The sequence below is a fragment of the Cupriavidus phytohabitans genome, assembly GCF_000426345.1.
Lineage (GTDB): Bacteria > Pseudomonadota > Gammaproteobacteria > Burkholderiales > Burkholderiaceae > Cupriavidus.
The window spans coordinates 144,123-165,297 of record NZ_AUFE01000001.1; the positions used below are offsets into that span (position 1 = coordinate 144,123).

Here is a 21,175-nt window from a genome sequence, read left to right on the forward strand (position 1 = left end):
CCGCCCCTGCCGCGGCCGCGGCGCCGCGTCAGTGCACAAGAGAGAAGCGTGCAATGAAGGTGCTGTTGATTGAATCCCACGCTTTGCTACGGGTGGCGTTGCGCAGGACGCTTCGGCGGGCCGGGTGTCAGGCACGTTGCCTTAGTTCAGCGTCGCCCCCGCCTGCTTGACGATCCTTGCATGCTTGTCCAGCTCGCTGCGGAAGAACGGCACGGCCGCGTCGGCACCGGTGGCCGCCACGACCACGCCCTGCCCCGCCAGATGCTCCTGCACCTCGCGCTCCTGCAGCGTGGCCTGGATCCTGGACTGCAGCGCCGATACATTGGCCTTCGGCAAGCCCGCCGGACCCACGATCGCCAGCCAGGCATCGAAGCTGTAGCGCGGCAGGCCGGACTCCGCCAGCGTCGGCACCTCCGGCAGCGCCGGCACGCGCTGCGCGGTCGAGACGGCGATGGCCTTCAGCTTGCCGGCCTTGAGCAGCGGCAGCACCGCCTGCACCGTCAGGAAGCCGACCTGTACCTGGCCGCCGACCAGGTCCGTGGTGTAGTTGCCGGAGCCCTTGTAGGGCACATGCCGGATATCGACCTTCGCTTCGCTGGCAAACAGCTGGCCAGCTAGATGCAGCACCGTGCCGTTGCCAGACGAGCCATAGTTGAGTTCGCCCGGCTTCGACTTGAGCAGCGCGACCAGTTCGCGGGTGTTTTGCGCGTTGACCGAAGGATTGACGACCAGCACCAGCGGCAGCGTGCCGATCACCGTGATCGGCGTGATGTCCTTGAGCGAGTCGTAGGGCAGGTTCTTGTAGATAAACGGGTTGATCACGTGGTTCGACGAGATCAGGCCCAGCGTCGACCCGTCTTTCGGCGCCCTGACGATCTGCTGCGTGCCCGGCACGCCGCCGGCACCGGCGATATTCTCGACCACCACCGACTGGCCCAGGTGCTTGCCCAGCGGCTGGCTCAGCGCGCGCGCCACGGCGTCGGCCTGCGATCCCGGCTGGGTCGGCACGATCAGCCTGACCGGCCTGGTTTCCTGCGCATTGACCGCGCCAGGCAGGCCGCCCAGCACGGCCAGTGTGGTGATGCCCGCAAGCGCATGGCGCGCCCGCCGAAACAGCGTTGTCCGCATTCCTTGTCTCCGTTTATTGAAATCGCACCGTGGGCGGTGGCCTTGGGTCGGAGTGTAGGGCTGCGCCGCTGCACGGCAGAGTGCTAATCCGCTGGACCGGATATCTCAGGCCGGCATAGCCTCGGCGGTGCCTGGCTGGAGCGCGCGGATCATCGCCGCGATCGCGCGCAGCCGTGGTTGCTTGTAGGGCGCATAGATCAGCAGCTGCCGCTCGCGCCACGGCTCGTCGAGCGGCACGCGCACAAAGCCGCGCGTGCCGGCATAGGCCGCGCCGGCGCTGGCCGGCAGCACGGCGATGCCCAGGCCGGCCTCGACCATGCGGCATGCGGCTTCGAAGCTCGACACCGTCACGCTCTGGTTGAACGGCAGGCGCAGGTTCGCCGCCTGTTCGCGCAGCTCCTGGTCGAGCGCGCCGCCAGGCTGCACCACCACCAGGGGATGCTCCAGCACTTCGGCATAGCGGATGCGCTTGCGCCGCGCCAGCCGGTGCGACGACGGCAGCACCACATTGAGCGGATCGCTGGCGAACGGCCACGACTCCAGCCCACCAGGCGTCTTGGCCGCGACGCCGATGCCGATGTCGACGCGGTCATCGAGGCAGGCGCGGATCGATTCGGCCGTGGAGCGTTCGTACAGCGCGATCTCGACCAGCGGATGCGCCGCCTTGAACGCATGCAGCCGCTCCGGCAGGAAGCCGATGATGGCCGATGGGCTGGCCGACACGCGCACCACGCCGGCAACCTGGTCGCCAAGATCCTGCACTTCGCGCGCAAAGCTGGCGATGTCTTCGTTGAGCTTGCGGCCCAGTTCGAGCGCGCGGGCGCCGGCATCGGTCAGCACCACGCCGGCGGGCGAACGCACGAACAGCACCACGCCGAGGCTGCGCTCCAGTTCCGCGATGCGCCGGCTCAGCGCCGACTGCGCAATGTGTTCGGTTTCCGCCGCGCGCTTGATCGAGCCTTCGCGTGCCGCGGCGAGGAACAGCTGGATATTGACGGGGTCGATGCGGTGCATGGTCTTCAGGATGCCGGGCGGCGTGTCGCGTGTCGCCCGATACTAACGCCTGCGCACATGCCTGCCGCATGCACAACACGGGGATAACGGGTTAACCCTGATATGCCATCCACAGATAGCAGCCATGCCGGATCAGCGCTTCGTGCCGGCGCGATGCAGCCAGTAAAGTGCCGCCAATATGCCACTGGAGACCCGCATGAGCGCCCCCGATTTCCCAGGCCGCATCCTGTTCCTCGCCGACTCGGCGGATGCCATGGCGCGCCAGCTGCACGGCGAGGCCCTCACGCTTGAGCAAGCCGGGCCCTTGCGCGACGACGTGTCCACCGACGAGATCACGCCGGTGCCGATCCTGACGCACTACGACGACAAGCTCGGCCGCTATCCCTATACCGGCTACAAGGTCGGCGGCACCTGCCCGGTCGCGCCCGGCGCGATCCGCGAGGGCGGCTTCTCGGTGACGGTCGCGGGCAACCGCTACGGCAAGGGATCGTCGCGCGAGCATAGCCCGGCGGCAGAGAAGCTCGCCGGCATCCGGCTGGTGATCGCGCGCAGCTTCGAGCGCATCTACCGCCAGAACGCCGACAACATCGGCCTGTTCACCTCGACCGACTTCGGCCTGCTCGCGCGCCTGCAGGCCGGCGAGCCGATCGCCGCGGAAACGCTGGTGGCCGGGCGCGACGCGCTGGCCGCCGCCATCCTGCTGAGCGGCGGGTTGCTGAAGTTCGGCCAGCAATACCTGGGCAAGGTCGAACCGGCACCAGCGACGCCGCCCGCGGCGCCACAAACCCTGTTCGAGAAGATCGTCCACCGCCACCTGCTGATGACGCCCGTGACGCCCGTATCCCCGGCGGGCCCGCAACCGGGCGACGGCATCTTTGTGCGCGCAGACTGGCGCTTTATCCACGAGTACTACACCGGCATGTGCGCCCACATGCTGCACGCCACGTTCGGCAAGCCGCTGCGGCTCAAGGATGCCGATCGCATCGTGGTATTCGAGGACCATACCTCCTACGTCAATGAAAGCCCCGCGCATGTGCGTGGCGGGCTGGTCGACAACATTGCGCGGATGTGCGCGGCGCAGCGGGAGTTCGTCGACGCCTACCGGCTGCGGTGCCACCGCACGCTGACGGAGGAAGCCTCACTCAGCGGCGACGGCAGCGACGACGGCAGCCATGCCGCGGGCATCTCGCACGCGATGATGGCCGAGCGCTATGCGCTGCCGGGACAGGTCGTGGTGGGCACCGACTCGCACACCCCGCATAGCGGCGCGCTCGGCTGCGTGGCCTTCGGCGTCGGCACCACCGACATGGCCAATGCGTTCGTGACGGGTGCGGTCCGCATGACCATGCCGCAGGGCATCCGCGTCGCGCTCCACGGTGCGCTTGCGCCGGGCGTCACGGCCAAGGATGTCGTGCTGCATCTGCTGGCGCGGGCCGAGATCAAGGCAGGCGCCGGCGTCGGCAAGGTGTTCGAGTTCACCGGCCCCGCCGTGCGCGCGATGTCCATCGACGAACGCGCCACGCTGACCAATATGTGCGCCGAGCTGGGTGGCTTCACCGGCATCGTCGCGCCGGATGCGCAGACCGTGCGCTTCCTCAGGGAGCGCCGCGGCATTGATCTCGTGATCGAGCCGTGGATGCGCAGCGACGACGATGCCGCCTTCGCGGCCACCATCGAACTCGACTGCGGCACGCTCGGCCCGATGGTGGCGCGCCCCGGCGATCCCGGCAACGGCCTGCCGCTGGCCACGCTGGACCAGCGCGTGCGGGTGGATATCGCCTATGGCGGCTCCTGCACCGCCGGCAAGCGCGAGGATTTCGACCTGTACCACGAGGTGCTGCACTGGGCGGTGCAGCGCGGCCTGCGGCTGCCGTCGCATGTCACGCTCTACCTGCAGTTCGGCACCACCGACGTGCGGGACTATTGCATCCGCCAGGGCTACATGGAGACGTTCCATGCGGTCGGCGCGCGCATCTTGCAACCGTCGTGCGGGGCGTGCGCCAACTGTGGCCCGGGTTCGTCGGAACGGGCCGAGCAGGTGACGGTGAGTTCGATCAACCGGAATTTCCCCGGGCGCTCGGGGCCCGGGCAGGTGTGGCTGGCCAGCCCGCCCACCGTGGCCGCCAGTGCGATGGCGGGCGAACTGCTGTCATTCCATGACCTGCAGCGGCGCCACGGGTAAGCGCGCCATCAGTACGGAGGATTGACCACGACGTACTGCGCGCCCTGCGGCATGTACCAGGTACTGCCGCACTGCTGGTAGACCATGCCGCCGTAGTTGACCGGCACGCAGCTCGGCGGGACCGTGCGCACCATGGATCCCACCACCGCCGACGTGACGGCGACGGTGGCCGTCACCGCGGCGGCCGTCGCCACCGGGTGGTAATCGTTGTCCCAGCCGCAGCAGCCGCCATTTTCGACGTTCACGTTGACGTTGCGGCTCGTATTGACGTTGACGTCGCGGCTGGCGTTGACGTTGTTGACGCTGGTGTTGCGGACATTGTTGGTGCGCGCGTCGGCACGCTGGTTGTTCACCTGCCGCGTTTCGCGGCTGGCGCCGCCGGCAGCGGCGCGCTGCCCGCCCGCGGCATGTCCGCCGGCAGCGGCATGTCCGCCCCCCCTGTCGCCGCGGGCGGCCTCGGCCACCGATGTCCAGCCGGACGCCACCAGCATGAGCGCGGCCGTGCACACCGCGAGCGGCTTTGCGAATGTGTAGCTCATGGCAATGCTCCTTTTGTCCATGGCCCCGTTACCGGGTGGCCTTCAGGGGAACGAACTCCGCCTTCCTGGCGTCCTTGGGCGGCGTGAAGGCGAACGCTGAATTGCTGAATTTCGGATTCAGGTTCCACTTGTACAGCGTGACCGATTGCGGCCTGGCCTCGTCGGACCGGTTGGTGATGACGAGCTTGCGCGGCACCGGACGGTTGCCGGCGGCGATCCAGATCTGCCAGTCGAGCTGCCCCTGGCGGAAGGCATAGTGATCGCACAGCTCGCCGCCAACGATGTCCTGCCCGGCATTCATCGCCGATTCGATGTTGTCCACCGGCGCCGCGGGCGTGCCCCACAGGAACAGGTCGGCCGAGGGGATTTCCACGCCGAAGCGTTCGCGCAGCCGCTGCGCCAGCACGCCCAGGTTGTCGCTGAATTCGGCCTGCGAGTATACCTTCTGCGTCGGGGAATAGAGCGTGACCTTCTTGCCGTCATAGATCAGGTCGCGCTGCGAGCGCGCGCTGCGCATCAGCGCGCGCAGCCGGTCCGGCCGCTGCACATCCAGGTCCGCGGTGGCGGTGTGCTGCAGCTTCTGGCCGTCCTGCAGCACCCGTTCGCCAGACAGGTCGATAAACACCTCGAACTGGCGCAGCGACTGCAGGTACTTGCCCATGTCGTTGAGCGCCTGGATCGTTGCGGGGTCGACAGCGTTCGGCTGGGGCTTCGCCTGTGCCTGCGCCGGTGCCGCGGCGGAGGCGGCCGATGTTGCAGGCGTCGCGGGTGGCGGCGCGGGCGGCGTGCTGCTGCAGGCCGCCAGCGCGATGACGAGCAGGGTCAGGGCCGGTATGCGTGCCATGGTGAACTCCCGGTTGACTGGACAATCGCCCGGCCGCGTGCGGATTCAGGCCGGCGATGGAGATGCTGGGGAATCTTCTATGACGGGAAGGGGGAAGTGAAGTGAATCTTTTTGTGGGTGCGGTAAGCCGTGTTGTAGGGCGCTGGAATTGGCTGTCCTGGCGGCGGGGGCCGGGAATCGGAGATGGACTGGATATTCCGCATGGGCGTAGCCCGATGTGGCGAAGAGACCTCTGCTTGCTTGATCCGCATGGTTGTCTCCTATGTTTTTTTGGGATGCCGCGGCTTCGGCCTCGAATCCGACCACGGGCTCAGCCGGCTTGGCACCATGGTGCATGCGCTCGACATTTGCGGCATTTCGGTGCCGGAAGCCAGCGGCTTTGAAGCCGTACTGGCCGGCGCACGGGCCCGCCTGAAGGATGATGACGCGCTGCTGGCGGAAATCGGCACGGTTGCTGGATTCACTTTACGCGCACTTCTCGGCCAACAAGAAGACTTGATTTCCATTTTCAACCCGCCATGAGTCGCATGCAGCAAGCCGGTATAGCACCACCGGAAGTCTCGGAACGGCCTGCCTATACTCTTTGGCAGACTCGTGCTCTATTTCCTCCGCCTTGGCACCTTCGGCTTTGGCGGGCCGGTCGCGTTGGCCGGCTATATGCATCGCGACCTGGTCGAGCGGCGGGGATGGATCGCAGAGGGCGACTACAAGGAAGGCATCGCGCTGGCGCAACTGGCGATTTATCTCGGCTACGTGCACTACCGCATCCTCGGTGCCACGCTGATCGGCCGGCCGCCAGCGGTCTGCTCAGCACGCTGGACTGGCCGCTGCTGACCCAGATCGGTGTTTTCTTCGCCAAGGCCGGCGCCTTCGTCTTTGGCCGGGTCTTGCCATCGTGCCCTTCCTTTACGGTGGCGTGGTGACGGAATACCAATGGCTTAACGAAAAGCAATTCGTCGATGCGGTGGCCGTGGCCATGATCACGCCCGGCCCCGTCGTGATCACGGTCGGCTTTATCGGCTACCTGGTGGCCGGGCTGCCCGGCGCCTGCGTGGCGGCCCTGGCGACCTTCCTGCCGTGCTACCTGTTCACGGTATGGCCGGCCCCTTACTTCAAGAAGTACGGAAAACTGCCGGCCATCCTGGCCTTCGTCGATGGCGTCACGGCGGCTGCAATTTCCGGCTACGGGCGAAACCGGCGCTGGATGGCAAGCTGCACATCGACACCTCGGACGAGCATATCCCGGGTGCCGGTGCCATCGGCGTCTGGACCAGGGCCGACAGCGTAACCCTCTTTGCTGCCATCTCGTCTGGCAGTAACAACACCGGATAAGGCGGCAGGCACCATGTCAGGCTGCAACATACATAGCAGTCCGCCCTCGCCAACTGGCCTCGATGCCAGATCGACAAGTCAGGCTCGCCGTGGCAGTACATAAGGACCACCCCCCCACCGCCAGCAGTAGCTGGCTCGAACGCATCACGCTGCCATCCGGTGTTCGCCCCGACGCCCTGCCGCTGCTTGCTGGCCGTGCGCTGCGTGGTATCTGTGATGGCTATATTGCCGTGCTGTTGCCGTCCTACCTGCTGGCCCTTCGCTTCGACTCGCTGGCCGTTGGGCTCATAAGCAGCGCGACCCTGATCGGCTCTGCCCTCGCCACCATTCTGATCGGGATCGCCGGGCACCGCTACCCGCAACGCCGCTTGCTGATGCTGGCGGCGGCCATGATGTTTGCGACCGGCCTCGGCTTTGCTGGCTTCTCCACGCTGTGGCCGCTTCTGGTCATCGCATTCGTCGGCACGCTTAACCCTGGCTCCGGCGATGTCAGTATCTTCCTGCCCTTGGAGCACGCGCGCCTGGCGGAATCAGCATCGCCTGACACCCGGACGGCGCTGTTCGCCCGCTACGGCCTGGTCGGCGCATTTTCCTCCGCTTTAGGGGCACTAGCAGCGGCGATTCCGGCATGGCTGGCCGAGCAATCCCGGCTGTCCCCGCTCGATGCGATGCGCCTGATGTTCGTTTTCTACGGAATCATAGGACTGCTGCTGTGGCGTCTCTATGCGCGCGTACCTGCCACGCAGCCATGTGGGTCGGCAACCACGGCGACCACACCATTGGGTCCGTCCCGTCCGATCGTATTGCGCCTGGCGATGCTGTTCAGCGTGGACGCGTTCGCGGGCGGGCTCGTGGTCAATTCGCTCCTGTCGCTGTGGCTGATGCAGCGGTTCGGCCTGAGTCCTGCCGCGACCGGCCAGTTCTTCTTCCTCGCAGGAATACTGACGACGTTCTCGCAACTCGCCGCGGTGCCGCTGGCGCGAAAGATCGGCCTGCTCAACACGATGGTATTTACGCATATCCCGTCCAGCCTGTGCCTGATTGCCGCCGCCTTCGCGCCCACGCTAACGCTTAGCCTGTCCTTGCTGCTTGCTCGCAGCGCGCTGTCGCAGATGGATGTGCCGACACGGACGGCTTATGTGATGGCGGTTGTGACCCCGCCGGAACGGGCGGCGGCCGCAAGCTTGACCGCCGTGCCGCGCAGCCTGGCTGCGGCACTCAGTCCCGCGCTCGCCGCCGCATTGATGGCGTGCGGCTATGCCAGCACGCCGCTGGTCGCCTGCGGCCTGCTGAAGATCGCCTACGACCTCGCGATGCTGCGCGCGTTCCGTCGGGTCAAGCCACTCAACTGACCGGCCAGAGCGGGATGTGGACTTGCCAGACTGGATCACAGCAGTACTGGCCGCAATCGTCGTTGTCGCGGCGCTGAACTGTCCGATCCATGGTGAAGGCCGAACGGATGACCAGGAGCACTGGCTTCACCGGAGCGACAGCCATCATGCTATCCTCCCCCCCAGGATAGGAGAAGTTATGTCGATGCATGCCACGCACCCCGATATCATCAAGCGCCTGAAGCGCGCCGAAGGCCACCTGAGGCGCATCATCGGCATGCTTGAAGAACAGCGGCCGTGCGTGGAGGTCGCGCAGCAGCTGCAGGCGGTCGAATCCGCCGTGGCAAGCGCCAAGAAAACGCTGGTCCATGACCATATCGACCATTGCCTCGACGATGCGATTCGCGCCGGTACCCGCACTGCGGACGAGGCGTTGCGCGAGTTCAAGTCCATCAGCAAGTATCTATAAACGTCACCGTTATGCTGGATGTCCTGACCAATCGCACCTACCGGCACTTGTTCCTTGCGCAGGTCATCGCACTCGTCGGGACGGGACTGGCAACAGTGGCGCTGGGGTTGCTCGCTTATGATCTGGCTGGCGCGAACGCCGGCACCGTTCTCGGCACAGCGCTTGCCATCAAGATGGTCGCCTATGTCGGTGTTGCCCCGGTCATCGGTGCGTACGCGAACCGGCTGCCCCGCCGCGCGTTCCTGGTGTCGATGGACCTGGTCCGTGCCGGTGTCGCGGTCTCGCTACCGTTCGTGACCGAAGCCTGGCAGATCTATCTGCTCATTTTCCTGCTCCAGTCGGCGTCGGCGGCGTTTACCCCCACGTTCCAGGCGACGATCCCCGACGTGCTACCCGACGAGAAGGACTACACCCGCGCATTGTCGTTGTCGCGGCTGGCCTATGACCTGGAAAACCTTGCCAGCCCTGCGCTGGCCGCCGCGCTGTTGACGGTGATCGGTTTCCACTGGCTGTTTGCCGGCACCGTCATCGGCTTCCTGGTTTCGGCTGCGCTGGTGGTATCCGTGCGACTGCCTCAGTCACGGGCAGTCGAGCGATCGGGCGGCATCTTCGCCAAGACAACCCATGGCATGTCGATCTATCTTCGGACGCCGCGCCTGCGTGGCCTGCTTGCGCTGAACCTTGCCGCTGCGGCGGCGGGTTCGATGGTCATCGTGAATACCGTCGTCTACGTGCAAAGCAAGATGCAGCGGCCTGCCACCGACGTTCCGATTGCATTGGCCGCGTTCGGATGCGGATCGATGCTCGTGGCGCTGCTGCTGCCAAAGTACCTCGACAAGCGGCCCGACAGGCCCGCCATGCTGACCGGTGCTTCGGTCATGGCGCTGGGCTTGCTGGCGGGCATCGCAATCGCGGAGCTGGGAGGATCGGCCGAATGGCCCGCATTCCTCGCTGCCTGGTTCACGATCGGCATAGGTTATTCGATGACGCTGACGCCCAGCGGACGCTTGCTGCGGCGCTCGGCAAGTTCGGCCAACCGGCCGGCAGTCTTCGCGGCGCAGTTTTCCCTGTCGCATGCATGCTGGCTGGTCACATACCCGCTGGCAGGGCAGCTTGGTGCGAGACTGGGCATGGCGCCGACCTTTGCCGTCCTCGCTGCGCTGACCCTCCTTGGCGTGGGGATTGGCTGGCGGATGTGGCCGGCCGCAGACCACGATATTCTCGACCACAGCCACCCAGCGGGAACGGCGTTCGAGGAGCACCTGTCTGAAGGCGAGCGTACGGGCAGCCGAAGCCACCGCCACGCCTTCACCATCGATGAGCTGCATCCGAGATGGCCGGATCTTTTGTAGTCACCGCCTTTGTACTTCCGGCCATGACCGGATGGCGACGCCCCTGCGCACCCGGCTTGCCATGGTGTGATCGACGGGGTTCCTACTGTGTCACTTCGCTACAAAGCGCGCCGTGACGGTCTTGCCGTTGGCAAACTTGATTGTCGCGACCAGCTTGGAGCCGGCTTTGAATTGCAACTTGTCGGCCGCCACCAGCGCATTGTCCGTTCCCGGGTTCAGCACCGTTTCCGTCTTCTGGGCGCCGGTCAGCACCGTCAGCTTGCCGCTGGCGCCGGCCACCGGCAGTTTCCGGTCATGGTCGTCGACATAGATGGTGACCGCGCCATCCTTGTTGACCAACTCGAACTGCAGGTCACTGGCGGTCTGCACGATGCCGCCGTACTGCGCGGGCTTGGCGCCGTGGGCCATGGCCAGACCGGAAAGGCCGGACAGTGCGAGGCTGCCGGCAAACAACATGGCTGAAATCTGTTTCTTCATCGAATACTCCGTTGATGCAGCGACTTGGGGGCGTCGCTGCCAAAGCCCGTAGTCAGTACGCGTCGCCCTGCTGTTGCGACAGAATCCGTTCCAGCGGGCGGCGCCCGAACAACCAGAATGCCAAGGGTGTCAGCACGGAATCCAGGATGGTCGAGCTGACCAGCCCGCCGAAGATCACCACCGCCACCGGATGCAGGATTTCCTTGCCGGGCGCGTCGGCCGACACCAGCAGCGGCGTCAGTGCGAACGCCGCAACCAGCGCGGTCATCAGCACTGGCGTCAGCCGCTCCAGCGACCCGCGCACGATCATCGGGATACCGAAGGTCTCCCCTTCGACGCGGCACAGGTTGATGTAGTGGCTGACTTTCAGGATGCCGTTGCGGGTGGCGATACCCGTCAGCGTGATGAAGCCGACCATGGACGCCACAGAGAGGGTCAGCCCTCCCAGCCACATCGCGATTACGCTGCCGATCAATGCCAGCGGGATATTCGCCATGATGATCAACGTGAGAGTCGCGGAGCGATAGCGCGAATACAGCACCAGGTAGATCAGTGCCAGCGACACCAGTGACAGCAGCACGATCAGTTGCGTCGCCTGCTCCTGTGCCTGGAACTGACCCTCGATGCTGACGAAATAACCACCGGGTAGCCCGGCGCGCGCGACCGCGCTGCGCACCTCGCCGATGACCTTCGACATATCCGAGCCATCGGTATTGGCATAGACCACGATGCGCCGGCGGCCATTCTCGCGCCCGATCTGATTCGGGCCGTCGCCATCCTCGACCGTGGCGACTGCCGACAGCGGTACCGCGCCCCGCGGCGAATCGAGCATGACGCGGGACAGGTCCTGCGGTGTACGGCCCGTATCCGGCAACCGCACCACCAGGTCGTAGCGGCGCACGCCCTCGATCAGCTGCGTCACCCGCGTGCCGTCCGACAAGGTCTGCAACGCCTTCAGCGCCTCGCCAGCCGGAATGCCGTATTGCGCGGCCTTGCGGTAATCGAGCCTCACATTGACTTGCGGAATCAGCACCTGACGCTCGACCGTGATATCGACGAGCCCCGGTATGGCGGCAAGCCGCCCGCGCACTTTCTCCGCCAGGCCGCGCAGCGTATCGAGATCGTCGCCATAGATCTTCAGCGCGATCTGTGCCCGCACCCCGGACAGCAGGTGGTCCAACCGGTGCGAAATCGGCTGGCCGATCGCCACCGACGCAGGCAGGCTGGCAAGCTGGGCGCGGATGGCGGCCATCACTTGTTCACGACTGCGGTCGGAGCGCTTCAGGTCGACGTCGATCTCGGAGGAATGCACGCCTTCGGCATGTTCATCGAGTTCGGCGCGGCCGGTGCGCCGGCCGACCTGCATCACTTCCGGCACCTGCCGGATCAGCGTTTCCGCCAGCGCGCCCATGCGGTTGGCTTCGGCCAGCGAGGTGCCCGGATTGAACATCAGCGACATCACCAGCGAACCTTCGTTGAAGGCCGGCAGGAAGGCGCGCGGCATGAACGGCACCGTGGCGGCCGCCAGCGCCACGGCGATGGCAGCCGCGGCAAGCAGCGCCTTTGCGCGCGGAAACGACCAGTCCAGCACCCTGCCGTCGACCCGCTTGAGCCATGCCACCAGCGGGCTGTCCGGATGCTCGAGCCGCTTCATCCGCGGCAGCAGGTAGTAAGACAGCACCGGGGTCACCGTCATCGACACCAGCATCGAGGCCAGGATCGACACGATGTAGGCGATGCCCAGCGGCGCGAACAGGCGCCCTTCGATACCCGGCAGCGCAAACAGCGGCACGAACACCAGCACCACCACCAGCGTGGCATAGACGATGCCGGAGCGGACTTCGACCGAAGCGCGCCAGATCACCTCAAGCACCGACGGCGGATTCTCCTTGCCGGCCCGCTGCCTGAGCCGGCGCAGGATGTTCTCCACGTCGACCACGGCGTCGTCGACCAGTTCGCCGATGGCAATGGCCAGGCCGCCCAGCGTCATCACGTTGATCGACTGGCCCAGCAGGTGGAAGGCCAGCGCGGTGACGGCCAGCGATAGCGGAATCGCCACCAGCGAGATCGCGGTAGTGCGCGCGCTCAGCAAGAAGGCGAACAGGATGACGGTGACCATGATGGCGCCGTCGCGGAGCGCTTCGACTACGTTGCCGATCGAGGCCTCGATGAAGTCGGCCTGGCGGAACAGCACCTGCGGCGCGGACAGCCCCGGCGGCAGCCCCTGTTTCAGCTCCCCGAGTGCGGCCTCAAGGTCGCGCGTCAGCCGCACCGTATCCGCCGCCGGCTGCTTCTGCACGCTGACGATCACTGCCGGCTTGCCATTGAAGCCAGCGTCGCCGCGCTTGAGTGCCGGGGCATAACGCACGCCCGCCACCTGCTCCAGCAGCACCGGCATGCCGTCCTTGTAGGCAACGGCCAGCCCCTTGAGGTCGTCGAGCCGGTTGGTGCGCCCGAGATTGCGGATCAGGTATTCGCGCCCATTCAGGTCGATGAAACCACCGCTGGTATTGGCCGCGAAGTCGCGCAACGCGCTCTCCACCTGGGGCAATGCCACACCAAACTGCGCCATCCTGGCGGTGTCCGGTTCGACCCGAAGCTGGCGCACCTCGCCGCCGATCGGGATGACCTGCGACACGCCAGCCACCGACAGCAGGCGCGGCCGCAGCACGAAGTCGGCATATTCTCGCGCCTGCATCGGGCTGGCTTTGGCCGGATCGATCGGCAAGGCGATCAGCATGATCTCGCCCATGATCGACGACACCGGCCCGAGAATGGGCGTCAGCCCCCCGGGCAACTGCTCTTTCACCAGCGCCAGCCGCTCCGACACCAGCTGGCGGTTGCGATAGATATCGCTGCCCCAGTCGAATTCGGCATAGACAATCGACAGGCCCACGCCCGAAACCGAGCGGACCCGCGTGACGCCGGGCATGCCATTCAGTGCGGTCTCGATCGGGAACGACACCAGCAGCTCCACTTCCTGCGGCGCCATGCCGCCAGCTTCGGTGATTACGGTCACCAGCGGCTTGTTGAGGTCCGGGAAGACATCCACCGGCGTGCGCCAGGCGGTGAAGGCGCCGTATGCCATCAGGATGACGGCAACGGCAAGGACCAGCAGCCGATTGCCGAGGCTCGCGCGAACAATCCAGTTGAACATGCGCGCCCCTCAGCGGATCTGGTTGATCAGCGCCGCCCCGGACACTACCACCCGGTTCTCCGGCGACAGGCCTTTGACCACGACCACGGTGCGCGCATCGAGCACGCGCGCTTCCACCGGCTGGGCGATAAAGCGCTGCGTGCCGGACTTGATCCACACCACCGGCAGGTTGCTGGCGTTGCGGACCAGGGCCTCGCTGGGCAACGCGATGCCCTTGACGGTATCGGTCAGCGTGGCCACCACCGTTACGGGCTGCCCGACGGCAAGCGGCACCGCATTGCCCGTGAGCCGGAACGTCAACGGCACGGCGCCATTCTTCAAGCTGCGCCCGGCGCCGATGAAATCCAGCTTGCCACCGTCCGATCGACCCAGGGTACCAGCCTGGATACGGTTGGCCAGCGAGGCATCCGCGGTGTTGGCCTCGATCAGCATCCGCGCCGGGTCAACCACTTCATACAGCACGTCGCCAGCAGCGACTACCTGGCCGGCCAGCACATTGGCGGTGGCGATGACGCCACTGGCTGGCGCGGTCAGCGTGTTGGTAAGGTGCAGGCTCTTGCCCACTGCCTCGCGCTGGCCGGAAAGGCTCTGGACCTCGGCGCGGGCGGCTTCGATCTCCTTGCGCGGGATGCTGTCCTGCAGCGATTCCAACCGCTGCAGCCGTTGCCGGGCCAGGTTCAGGCTGGCGCTCAGGTTGGCCAGCTGCGCCTGCTGGTTGCCGATATCGAAGGGCTCGCTCTTGTGCCGTAGCACGGCCAGCACCTGGCCTTTGGTGACACGCTGCCCGAGTACCGGGAAGCCACCGGGTGGCGGCTCGATCCAGCCCGGGTGTCCCGCCTGCAGCCGCCCGCCCGCATTGGGGTCGATCGCCACCACGGCATTCAGCTCCACGGTCACGGGGTGCAAGGCTTCCTGCGGCATCGTCGTCCGTATGCCCATGCGCCGTTGCGCGAGCTTAGGCACCTGGACACTACCGTCGGGCAACCGGGCCAGGCCGCCGCTGCCGGACACCGCCCCCGGTGCATCAAGGTGTTCGCCACCGGGCCCGTGTGCACCGGGCCCGGCCAGTGCCGGCATGGCTGCACAGGCAGCCAGCGCGACGGCGATCGTTGCGAATTTGGTTGTCTTCAGCATGTCGGGCCTCAGTTTTTCTTATGGATGTTGCGGCGCCTTACGCCCCAGGCTGCGGCAACCAGGACAACCGCCACAAGCAAGACGACCCACGGCCAGCGCGCTTGCCAGAAGGCCCCGAGGCCATGGGTGTGCGCGTCCGCGGCAACATTGAGAGTGCCCTCGATCAGGTCCGACTCATTGCCCGCAACAAGGGTGAACACGAGTGCATGGTTGCCCGGCTGGTGCAGTGCCTTGAGGAGTTTCTCGTCGGTAAAGGCGTAGTCGCCGAAGTCGGCGTGCAGCTTGCCTTGCGCCTGGATGCCGTTGAACTCAACCTCCAGCGTGCCGTTCAGCACCGGCTCGTTGGTGGCGTAGCGGTCGATCATCACCGACAGCTCATCCGCGGCCAGAGTGCCAACCAGTTCGAACGCCTCCGTATTGGCTTCGATGCCGGGCTGGGCATTCGCCGCGGCGCCGGTGCTGGTGGGCGCATCGAGGTGTTCGCCATTGGGGCCGTGGGCGCCCGGAGCGGCATGCGCGGCGCAGGCGAGTGACAAGAGCAGGGTGAGAAAGAGCTGGCGGATCATGGCAGGACTCCGAGAGCCTGGTTCAGGTTGGCAGTGGCGATGCCGCGGCGGGCGCGCTGGCGCGCCAGGTCGCTTTCGGCTTCAAGGGCCTGGTTTTGTGCGCGCAGCACTTCAGGCAAGCCGATTTCACCGGCATTGAAAGTCTTGCGCAGCAGTGCCGCCCGCTCGGACAGCGTAGCGCTGCGCTCTTCCGTGAGCTTGAGCTGCTGCCCGGCGAGCGACAGCGCCGCCTGTGCCGCGTCGATCTCAGCGCGGACGATGCGTTCAGTGCGATCGAGCTCGGCCCGGGCTGTCATCAGTTCAGTCTGCGCGGCGGTCTCGCGCGGCAGATTACGCGCGTCGGTTGCGAATGGAATTTTGACGAAGAGGCCGATGGTCTGGTCGCTGGGCATGCCGCCGCCGGCCCGGTCGTTGCGGTACAGCACACCAACTTCCGGCGGATCGCGGCGCGATTTGCGCAAGTAGCCCACCTGCCGCTCGCTGCGCAGCACGGCTCGCTGGGCTGCTTCCAACCGCGGATGGGTCGGCACGCTGGCAGCCGGATCGCCCACGGCCGCTGCCGCTGCCGCTTCGTCATACCGCAGCGGCAGGGCAGATACGCCGGTCGCTTGCAAAAGCCGCGCCCTGGCGTCCACCAGCCGGGATTCGCTGTCAGCCAGCAGCCCCTGTGCAGCCAGATAGTCCTGCTGCGCCAGCAGCAGGTCGGTGCGCGCAAGGTCGCCAGCGCTGACGCGCCGCCGCACGTCGTCGCGCAGGGAAGCGGCGATCTCGGCGCGGCGTCGTAATACATCGTGCTCACCCTCCGCAGCCACAAGCTGCCAGACGCGCTCGCGCACCTCAGCGGCGACGTTCAGCCGCGCCAGAGCGGCGCCGGCCTCGGCCTCGGCGGCCTGCGCGTCAGCCAGATCGCCGCGGGCCGCGCGCTGACCTGGCATCCACACCGGGACACCAAGCTGGACCTCGCTCTCGCGCAGGCCCCGCTTCTCGGTCCAGCGGTCGTCCCGGTGCAGCAGGCCCAGTGTGGGTGGTCCGGCGATCAGCGCATCCGCCTGTACCCGACTGGCCGCCGCCTCCAGGCGACGCCCTTCGGTCGCCTGGAATGCCACGGACCACTCCCACGCGGTATTGAACAGCGCGTGCAGATCCGCCGGCGCAGGCTGGCCATGGGCCGCCGGCATCAGCAGCGCGGACGCAACAATGGAAAAGAAGAACTTCTGCATGGAATCCCCAACGCAAATCGCGATAGCACAGGTAATGCGGCGGGGCGCGGCGCAAGTCTTTGCGCCACGGCATGGAATCAGGAGGTCAAGGCCCCGCCGTCAGGCGGGCGCGTGAGGCGGGCGTAAGGGGGGACTGCCCCGAGGGTCGGGCATGCGGCCGCCAAGAAACAACGGCTCGGACTGGGTCCGCTGCGACAGCGGCGGCAGCAGGCTCGCGGGCAGGGGCGCCTGGAAGTGAGCGCCGTAGTCGAAGTCGAGTTGGTGTGACGCCGACGCTGTGGAATCGTCGAACGCGATCTCCCCGTCGTCATCGTGGTGATGGGGGATATGTTCGGCGTGCGCCGCCATATGCTCCGAGGGGAAGCCGACCGAATGCGCGAGTTGCCGCTGCGCTGCGGCCAAGGCCTGCAGCGGCAGGATCAGCATCAGGAGGATGGCAATTGCGCGCGACATAGGCTGGATTCTACCTGACCGGTAGCAGGTAGCGCGAAGACTGACGGGACACCGTGTAACTGAATGTGGCAAGGCTAACGACCGGGGGCATTTACGAAGAATTCTTCCCCACAAGCAAGCCATCACGCTCGACACTGGAGGGGAGGAACAGGCAGATCATGCGCAGGCAGACTCATGAGGGATCGGGAGAGGATGGTCCTTCCGCCCTCGACTTCAGGCAGGGCGAGCAGCACTTCTGCTCCCTCCGCCGAACGCCCGGCATCGGTCCGAAAAGAGACAACCGGACCGCGGCAACAGCCTGCTAGAGACCAAGCGCCCAGAATTCTTGTTGAAATGTCTGCCCAAACGCCTTTTGTCCAGGCACTATCTCCGTCGTATGGAACCCCAGGCGTCGATAAAGCGCCCTTGCGTCTACGAGGCAGCTATAGGTTTCGAGCTGTACCTCCTTCAACGAGTGCGCGCGTGCATGATCGAGGGCTATCTTCATCAAGGCATGCCCGGCGCCTCTGCCTCTATACTGCGGCAGGACCAGAACGAAATTGAGAAACGCCACATCGCCAGGTCTGTCGGAGATTGCAATCGACGCCGCGCGCTTGTCCCCTATCCATCCAACCCAGACGCGATTGAACGTGCTTGGTAGCTGGAGAAATGCATGCATCTTCCGGGCGATGCTGTCCTGGAAACTTCCGTCAAAGCCGAACTCCGTGGCGTAGACTTCTCCATGCGCAGCAACGATCCATTCGTGGTCGCCCTCTTGCGCTGTTCGTACCATTAATTCGCTGGCTGTCACTCGTAACCCCCATTTGCTTGTGTTGGCATTATCTACCTGCCGGCTTGCACTTCAATACACAACGCATCTCCCTTGTCGGGTCGGTGCACCGCCGCGAATCCACAGAAATACACGGAGCCCTTATTCCAGGTGCGCGCGAGAAGGTGCCGTCAGGTTTGAATCAATTCATTGATCGCAAACCGCCGGGCGAATACGTACGGTCTGGCGAGATGAAATCCCCCCAATTCGAGTGGTCTGTTTATGCGCCTGCACGGCGACACTATGGGGAATGGCGAAATCGCTTCCGCCATTGCGGCATGACTGCAATCGGGTACGCCAGGGCGTCACGGTCTCCACCCCGCGGGTCTGCTCGATCATGTGGGACTTTGCGCTCCGGGATGGATTCCGGGGCGCTTTTTCTTTTTTGGGCTGCTTCCAGTGAGATACGAAGAAGGCCGCCGCCGGCGCCAGCCAAGCACAAGGCCCGCCCACATTGGGCTTTCCCTAACTGTCCCGAAATGTCAAATTTTTGCCCCCGAATGTTAAAGCGCTTTGCCTCGACCGCCCATACTTCTGCCACGACTTCCGTCGTCAATGGCACCCATTTCCAGCCCACACTTATAACGGGGAGACACTTATGCCAATCCGCCCTGCCCTGACCTGCATGCGCCGCGCCGCTGTGTGCGCTGTCCTGGCCCTGTCCATGCCCGTCGCCATGGCATGGACCAGCAAGCCGGTCCGGGTACTGATCCCTGCGCCTGCCGGCGGCACCATGGATGTGCTGGCACGCGTGCTGTCCGAAGCGCTCACCGCCGAACTGGGCCAGCCCGTGGTGGTCGATAACAAGCCGGGCGCCGGCGGCAGCATTGCGATCAACACGATGCTGGCGGCGCCGGCCGACGGGCAGACCATCCTGGTGTCAACCACCAATGTGCTCACGGAGATCCCGCATGTAGTGAAGGTCTCCTTCGATCCGATGAAGGATGTGAAGCCCGTGGCCGCGGTGGCCAGGTCGACCCTCGTGCTGGTCGGGTCGACGAGCCTGCCGGCCAAGGACCTGCCGAGCCTGGTGAGCTATGTGAAGGCCCATTCGGGGCAGCTCAGTTTTGCTTCCTACAGCGCGGGCACGGTCGCCCACTATGCCGGCCTGATCATGAACCAGAAAGCCGGCATGGATCTGCAGCACGTGCCTTTCGCCGGCTCTCCGCCGGCGCTGACACAGGTCATGGGCGGACAGATCGCCGTGATGTATGACGGCATGGTGACCTCGCTGCCGATGATCAAGGCCGGCAAGCTGCAGGCCTATGCCCTGGCCGCGAAACAGCGTTCGCCGCTGCTGCCGCAGGTTCCGACCTTTGCCGAGCTGGGCTATCCGGACATTGACTTCAACAACTGGGCGGGCGTGTTCGTCTCGTCCAAGGTGCCGGCAGACGTGGTCCAGAAGATCCAGGCGGCCGTCTACAAGGCGGCCTCGACGCCCAAGGTGCAGGAACGTATCCTCGGGCTCGGCTTCGAGACAGTACCGGCGCAAGCCCCTGCCCAGCTTGGCCAGGCCTTGCGCGCCGAATACGATCGCAATGCCGCCATCGTGAAGGCCTATAGCATCCAGCCCTGACGGTCCGCGGCTCCGGCGGCGTTGGCTGCTGCCTTCCCGCCGGAGCTCGCTCCTTCGCGGCCATCGCGACGATCGGCCGCGATCATCCAACCTTCGCTGGTTGCTCCCCTCCTCCCCGATTCCCGTCGCCACCCGCTGACGCAATGTCCCCGGCGGTCACGAGAAAGACCCCTACCATCAATCGCCAAGCCGACCGCCTGCCTAGAATCGGCACACATACCTCACCGGCACAGCGCACCGCGCCGAACCCTCGATCCGCCGAAACTTGCAGGAGCCTGCATTGCCTCTCACCCGTGCCCTCGAACATGCTGATACCCCTGAAGGGGTGGGACTGTCCGCGCGGCGGCTGCAGTCGCTCTCGGCGGTGATCCATGCCGATGTCGACCGGCGCAAGATCCCGGGCGCGGTCGTGCTGGTTGCGCGCAAGGGCCGGATCGGCTGGTTCGAGGCGTTCGGCTTCGAGCATGCGGATACCCCGTCGCGTCCGATGCAACGCCATTCGGTCTTCCGCATTGCCGCGATGACCCGGCCCATCGTCGGCGTGGCAGCGCTGACATTGATGGAAGAAGGCCGACTGGCCCTGAGCGACCCCGTCGAACGCTACATCCCCGAGTTCGCCCGCCTCCAGGTCGGCGTCGAGTCAGTCGACGCGAATACCGGCGAGCGCCGCCTTGCGCTCGAGCCCGTGCGCCGCGCCATGACCGTTCACGACCTGTTCCGGCACACGTCCGGGCTGACATACGGGCAGTTCGGCGACTCGCTGGTGCAGCGCCAGTATCGCGAATGCGGCCTGATGGATCCCCGACAGACCAATGCCGAGATGATCGCGAAGCTGGCGGCCATCCCGCTGCAATGCCAGCCGGGCGAGGTGTTCGAATATGGCATGTCCACCGACGTGCTTGGCCGCATCATCGAGATTGTCTCGGGCATGGACCTCGCTCGGTTCGTCGCGGAGCGTGTAACGCAGCCGCTGCGCATGCATGCAACGGGCTTCGGGCTGATCAGGCAGGACGGCGCGGGCCTGGCGCTGCCAGCCGGCGCATCCGGCAAGTCCTCCGCCCTGTTCGACTACGACGAGCACAACCCGCCTCGCTGGCATTCCGGTGGCGCCGGCCTGCTGTCCACGGCCGGCGACTACGCGCGCTTCTGCCAGATGCTGCTCGATGGAGGCGTGCTCGATGGCGTGCGCGTGCTCTCGCGCAAGACCATCGAACTGATGCTTGGCAACCATCTGCCGCGGGGCACGCGCTATGGCGGTTCGACAACCGGGCTCGGCATCAACGCGCCATTGCCCGATCTCGGCCAGGGCCATGGCCTCGCCGTGGGCGTGCGCACTGCGCAGGGCTTGAGCCCGGTGCCCGGTTCCATCGGCGATTTCTACTGGGGCGGCGCGCTCGGGACCTATTTCTGGGCAGATCCGCAGGAACAGCTGGTCGCCATCCTGATGCTCCAGGAGAACGACCTGGCGACGCGCGCCGGGTACCGGTCCCTGTTGCGCAACGTCGTTTATGGCGCGCTGGAAGACTGAACCGGCGAGCGATTTGTGGCGACCGGCGGCGCGGCCCGCGCACTCGGCGCCAGTCACGAATTTTG

General features: G+C 65.9%; 18 protein-coding genes and 2 pseudogenes. 8 read left to right on the forward strand and 12 right to left on the reverse strand.

All coding sequences use genetic code 11. The features are described from left to right. Positions 1-141: 141 nt before the first annotated feature. Complete coding sequence (locus K309_RS0100705; RefSeq protein ID WP_029044620.1) at positions 142-1,128, reverse strand: Bug family tripartite tricarboxylate transporter substrate binding protein; 987 nt, start codon at positions 1,126-1,128, stop codon at positions 142-144. Positions 1,129-1,233: 105 nt separating this feature from the next. Then, complete coding sequence (locus K309_RS0100710; RefSeq protein WP_029044621.1) at positions 1,234-2,142, reverse strand: LysR family transcriptional regulator; 909 nt, start codon at positions 2,140-2,142, stop codon at positions 1,234-1,236. Between the two features lie 196 nt (positions 2,143-2,338). Here K309_RS0100710 and K309_RS0100715 point away from each other — a divergent pair, with 196 nt between their 5' ends. Beyond that, positions 2,339-4,324 (forward strand): aconitase family protein, encoded by a 1,986-nt coding sequence (locus tag K309_RS0100715; RefSeq protein ID WP_029044622.1) that lies wholly within the window; start codon positions 2,339-2,341, stop codon positions 4,322-4,324. A gap of 8 nt (positions 4,325-4,332) precedes the next feature. On the opposite strand, the gene K309_RS0100720 is transcribed toward K309_RS0100715, so the two are convergent. Further along, the gene (locus K309_RS0100720; RefSeq protein ID WP_029044623.1) at positions 4,333-4,863 is read right to left on the reverse strand and encodes a hypothetical protein; all 531 of its coding nucleotides are present in this window, start codon (positions 4,861-4,863) and stop codon (positions 4,333-4,335) included. Positions 4,864-4,891: 28 nt separating this feature from the next. After that, the gene (locus tag K309_RS0100725) at positions 4,892-5,707 is read right to left on the reverse strand and encodes a DUF2092 domain-containing protein (RefSeq protein ID WP_029044624.1); all 816 of its coding nucleotides are present in this window, start codon (positions 5,705-5,707) and stop codon (positions 4,892-4,894) included. 285 nt (positions 5,708-5,992) lie between these two features. Between K309_RS0100725 and K309_RS0100730 the strand changes: the two are divergent. The 5 genes and pseudogenes from K309_RS0100730 to K309_RS0100755 form a co-directional block, all read left to right on the forward strand. After that, a pseudogene (locus tag K309_RS0100730) lies at positions 5,993-6,206 on the forward strand (chromate resistance protein ChrB domain-containing protein); the annotation flags it as partial. A gap of 19 nt (positions 6,207-6,225) precedes the next feature. Then, positions 6,226-6,884 (forward strand): annotated as a pseudogene (locus K309_RS39665) (chromate transporter); the annotation flags it as partial. Between the two features lie 217 nt (positions 6,885-7,101). Then, complete coding sequence (locus K309_RS0100745) at positions 7,102-8,391, forward strand: MFS transporter (protein WP_051320269.1); 1,290 nt, start codon at positions 7,102-7,104, stop codon at positions 8,389-8,391. Between the two features lie 178 nt (positions 8,392-8,569). Next, the gene (locus tag K309_RS0100750) at positions 8,570-8,839 is read left to right on the forward strand and encodes a metal-sensing transcriptional repressor (protein ID WP_029044629.1); all 270 of its coding nucleotides are present in this window, start codon (positions 8,570-8,572) and stop codon (positions 8,837-8,839) included. A gap of 11 nt (positions 8,840-8,850) precedes the next feature. Then, entirely contained in the window at positions 8,851-10,191 is a 1,341-nt protein-coding gene (locus K309_RS0100755) for an MFS transporter (RefSeq protein WP_029044630.1), read from the forward strand. A 90-nt stretch (positions 10,192-10,281) separates the two neighbouring features. Here the strand turns inward: K309_RS0100755 and K309_RS0100760 are convergent, their stop codons facing one another. From K309_RS0100760 to K309_RS41485, 8 genes are all read right to left on the reverse strand, one after another. After that, positions 10,282-10,668: a hypothetical protein gene (locus K309_RS0100760; protein ID WP_029044631.1), complete on the reverse strand. Its 387-nt coding sequence runs from the start codon at positions 10,666-10,668 to the stop codon at positions 10,282-10,284. Positions 10,669-10,720: 52 nt separating this feature from the next. Then, positions 10,721-13,825 (reverse strand): efflux RND transporter permease subunit, encoded by a 3,105-nt coding sequence (locus tag K309_RS0100765; RefSeq protein WP_029044632.1) that lies wholly within the window; start codon positions 13,823-13,825, stop codon positions 10,721-10,723. A 9-nt stretch (positions 13,826-13,834) separates the two neighbouring features. Beyond that, positions 13,835-14,959 carry an efflux RND transporter periplasmic adaptor subunit gene (locus K309_RS0100770; RefSeq protein WP_035876462.1) on the reverse strand — a complete coding sequence of 375 codons (1,125 nt, stop codon included), beginning with the start codon at positions 14,957-14,959 and terminating at the stop codon, positions 13,835-13,837. A gap of 8 nt (positions 14,960-14,967) precedes the next feature. Continuing rightward, on the reverse strand, positions 14,968-15,525 hold the full coding sequence (locus K309_RS0100775) for a hypothetical protein (RefSeq protein WP_029044634.1): 558 nt from the start codon (positions 15,523-15,525) through the stop codon (positions 14,968-14,970). Continuing rightward, a complete protein-coding gene (locus tag K309_RS0100780) occupies positions 15,522-16,745 on the reverse strand; it encodes a TolC family protein (protein WP_051320270.1) in 1,224 nt (407 codons plus the stop codon). The genes K309_RS0100775 and K309_RS0100780 overlap by 4 nt, the downstream gene beginning before the upstream one ends. A 99-nt stretch (positions 16,746-16,844) precedes the next feature. Further along, positions 16,845-17,198 (reverse strand): hypothetical protein, encoded by a 354-nt coding sequence (locus K309_RS0100785; RefSeq protein WP_029044636.1) that lies wholly within the window; start codon positions 17,196-17,198, stop codon positions 16,845-16,847. 301 nt (positions 17,199-17,499) lie between these two features. Beyond that, positions 17,500-17,988, reverse strand: coding sequence for a GNAT family N-acetyltransferase (locus K309_RS0100790; protein WP_029044637.1), 489 nt, complete (start codon positions 17,986-17,988; stop codon positions 17,500-17,502). Positions 17,989-18,153: 165 nt separating this feature from the next. Next, the gene (locus tag K309_RS41485) at positions 18,154-18,345 is read right to left on the reverse strand and encodes a hypothetical protein (RefSeq protein ID WP_156914271.1); all 192 of its coding nucleotides are present in this window, start codon (positions 18,343-18,345) and stop codon (positions 18,154-18,156) included. 259 nt (positions 18,346-18,604) lie between these two features. Between K309_RS41485 and K309_RS0100795 the strand changes: the two genes are divergently transcribed. Together K309_RS0100795 and K309_RS0100800 are read left to right on the forward strand one after the other, a co-directional pair. Beyond that, positions 18,605-19,582, forward strand: coding sequence for a tripartite tricarboxylate transporter substrate binding protein (locus K309_RS0100795; RefSeq protein WP_029044638.1), 978 nt, complete (start codon positions 18,605-18,607; stop codon positions 19,580-19,582). A 280-nt stretch (positions 19,583-19,862) separates the two neighbouring features. Continuing rightward, positions 19,863-21,110, forward strand: coding sequence for a serine hydrolase domain-containing protein (locus tag K309_RS0100800; protein ID WP_029044639.1), 1,248 nt, complete (start codon positions 19,863-19,865; stop codon positions 21,108-21,110). Positions 21,111-21,175 lie beyond the last annotated feature (65 nt).